The organism is Streptomyces sp. 150FB, from assembly GCF_000818195.1.
Lineage (GTDB): Bacteria > Actinomycetota > Actinomycetes > Streptomycetales > Streptomycetaceae > Streptomyces.
In genome coordinates this window covers 2,931,071-2,934,179 of the sequence record NZ_JTHL01000001.1, presented here as the reverse complement: position 1 = coordinate 2,934,179, position 3,109 = coordinate 2,931,071, and the positions used below count along the sequence as shown (strand labels likewise).

Below are 3,109 nucleotides of genomic sequence, written 5' to 3'. Positions count from 1 at the left end.
GGGTTGGCGGCGAGGGCCGCCAGCGCGCGCGCATCGAGCGGATGCGGCGCGACGTCGGGGCCGCGCAGCTCAGCGAGCCGGTGCCGGAGTGTCGTCCGCGGAGGAGGTACGGGTAGGGGTCCGCTGCCCAGGGAATCGTTCACCCGCCGAAGTCTCGCACCCACCGCTGACAACCGTGGAAGGACGGGCCGGCGGGTCGCCGCGCGACGGCCCTCCAGCGGCCCACGGGAAGCGCCTGGCGAGCGATGTCATCGCGCGGTCCGCCACGTTCAGCACAGGCCCCGTCAGCAGGGCGGCCACCGTCATCACGGTCACACCGGCGACCGCGTCCAGCAGGTAGTGGTTGGCCGTGCCCATCACGACGAGCGTGATGACGACCGGATAGGCGGCGCCCAGCCACCTCACCACCGGCGTACGGGCGTGCCGCCACAGCAGCATCCCGCACCACAGCGCCCAGCCGACGTGCAGACTCGGCATCGCCGCGTACTGGTTGGTCATCCCGCCGAGCCCGCGCGGCGCACTCGCCTGCGCGCCCCACCAGCCGTACGAGCTGTAGCGCGCCATCGTGTCTATGAAGCCCTGTCCGGCGGCCAGCAGCCGGGGCGGGCTGGTGGGGAGCAGGGTGAAGCCGATCAGACCGACGAGGGTGGACGTCAACAGCCAGGTGCGCGCGGCCCGGTAGAAGGCGGGGTGGCGGCGGAAGATCCAGATCAGGACGGCCGGAGTGACGAGATAGTGGAGCGAGGCGTAGGCGAAGTCGGCCGGTATGCCGAGGGCCGGGACGTCGCTGAACACCTTGTTGAGCGGGTGTTCGACGTTTATGTGAAGTATCTGCTCTATTCGTAGTATGGACAGCCCATGGCCGACGGCCCCCGGGACGTCCCCGCGCGCCAGCAGCCTGCCGGCCGAGTAGGCGGCGTAGACCACGGCGATCAGCAGCAGCTCCGTCCACCAGCGAGGCCGGAGGCGGTGCCGATGCGGCTCGCTGGGGCGGTACGACATCCGGACGATCTCCCTCATGTTTTCATGTGGCTTTCGGCCGACGTTAAACCGTACGGCGTGAGTGATCTAACTATGTGGCCGGGTGTCCGGAGTATTGGTTTGTGAAACTCGGCACCCCATTCGAACGACAGGTCCAGGCCACCGGCCGCCGTCGCCCTGACGGGATCTGCCGTGTTCAGGTACGGGATGATGGAAGGGCACCTGTTTGTGAACTCCGGGGAGTCCTTCCATGGCATCGCGCATCCTCCTTGTCCGGCACGGTCAGACGGCGTGGTCGCTGTCCGGCCGGCACACCGGCAGGACGGACATTCCGCTGCTGGACGAGGGGCGTCAGGGAGCGAAGCTGCTCGGCGAACGGCTGCGCAGGGCGCCGTTCAACGGACTCGCCGGCGCGCGGATCCTGACGAGCCCGCTGGTCCGGGCGCGGGAGACCTGCGACCTCGCGGGCTTCGCCGGGCGCGCCGAGGAGTGGGACGCGCTGATGGAGTTCGACTACGGCGCGTACGAGGGCCTGACCCCCGACGAGATCAGGGCCGACCGGCCGGACTGGTTCATCTGGCGCGACGGTGTGCCCGGCGGCGAGAGCCTGGCCGAGATCTCCGCACGCGCCGACCGGGTCGTCGAGCGCGCACGGTCCGCCGACCACGATGTCGCGCTGTTCGCCCACGGGCACATCCTGCGCACGATCGGCGCGCGCTGGCTGGGGGAGGACGTCTCCTTCGCGGCCCGTATCCGGCTGGCGCCGACGTCACTGTCGGTCCTGAGCTGGGCGTACGGCAGACCGGCGATCGAGGTCTGGAACGACACGGCGCACATGACGCCCTGAGGCGCTGAGGCCCTGAGGCCCGTGCGCTGATCCCGTGCCCTCACGCCCGCGCCCTGATACCCGCTCAGGTCGCCCCGAGCGCCGACGTCGGCAGCCTGTCCGGCACCCCGGGCCGTCGCAGCACCGAGTCATGACGGTCCAGGAACGCCCGTACGTCCGGCAGCCGCCGCTGCGCCAGCAGCGCCCTGGCGGCGACGGCCAGCATCGTCCGGATACGGGACGACTGCACGTCGTCCAGCAGGTCGAGCACCAGGTGTCCGGCGGCCGACGCCTCGTCGGGCGAGCCCGAGCGGGCCAGATCGCCGGCCAGTTCGGCGCGGTAGAGGGCGAGATTGCGGGCGAAGTGCGGGTCCTGGAGGACCGTCGCGCGGTACGCGTGGCGGGCGGCCGACGGCCAGTCGCCCAGCGCGGCGCGGCACTGCGCCTCCAGCATCTCCACCTCGGGCTCGCCGAAGAACGACATCCACTCGGGGTCGGCGCCCGCGAGGCCGCGCTCGAAGAGGGCACGGGCCCGCGTCAACGCCCGCTCGCACCCGATACGGTCGCCGAGCCCGGCCCAGCCGCCCGCCTCCCGCAGAGCGAGCAGCGACAGCAGCCTCGGCGAGCCGAGCTGCTGCGCGGCGCGCTGCCCCGCCTGCGCGGCGAGCACCGCTTCGCGGTACGTCCCCGCATCCCTGGCCAGGAAAGCCATGTTGCAGAAGGCATGCGCCTCCAGCGCGGAATCGCCGGCCACCCGCGCGGTCGCCAGCGCCTCCGCGTAGTGCGAGCGCGCCTCGTCGAAACGGCCGGAGTCGTGCGCCAGCCAGCCCACCGAGATGGACAGTTCACCCGCTCCCGCGTGCAATCGGCCGACCGTCGGTCCACGGGTGGCCGCTCCCGTGTCGAGCAGCGCGTAAGCGGCGCGCAGCGGCTGGGCGGCCCCCCGGTAGAGGCCGTCGGCGCCGTGCCGGTCGTCGAGCAGGCGGATCTGCCGTACGGCCGCCTCCACGGCGTGCACCTCGGCCTCGCCGACCCGGCGTTGCGCGGGCAGGGTCACGGCCACGGCGGGTGGGGCGCCGAGGCTGAGGGAAGTGGCGGTGACCGTGGCGGTCCCGCTGGTCATGAACGCGCGACGCAGCACGTCGCTCTCCTCGCTGATCTGGCTGCTGATCGGGTTGGGGATCTGGTTGCTGATCCGGCCGGTGGTCCGGCTGTTGATCCGGGTGGGGGGCGCGGTCAGGTAGGCGGCGGGAGCGGGATCGGGCGGGCGCACCGGCGGAGGGTCGGGCTCGGCGCCCGCGC

At 72.2% G+C, this 3,109-nt stretch carries 3 protein-coding genes; 1 reads left to right on the top strand and 2 read right to left on the bottom strand.

Translation table 11 applies throughout. The features are described 5' to 3' along the window. Nucleotides 1-69: 69 nt before the first annotated feature. Nucleotides 70-1,020 carry a phosphatase PAP2 family protein gene (locus QR77_RS12360; RefSeq protein ID WP_052488697.1) on the bottom strand — a complete coding sequence of 317 codons (951 nt, stop codon included), beginning with the start codon at nucleotides 1,018-1,020 and terminating at the stop codon, nucleotides 70-72. Nucleotides 1,021-1,231: 211 nt separating this feature from the next. On the opposite strand from QR77_RS12360, the gene QR77_RS12355 reads away from it, so the two are divergent. Further along, complete coding sequence (locus tag QR77_RS12355) at nucleotides 1,232-1,828, top strand: histidine phosphatase family protein (protein ID WP_040021670.1); 597 nt, start codon at nucleotides 1,232-1,234, stop codon at nucleotides 1,826-1,828. Between the two features lie 64 nt (nucleotides 1,829-1,892). Here QR77_RS12355 and QR77_RS12350 read toward each other — a convergent pair. Then, nucleotides 1,893-3,109: tetratricopeptide repeat protein (locus QR77_RS12350; RefSeq protein WP_236710613.1), on the bottom strand; the 1,217-nt coding region annotated here is incomplete at its 5' end.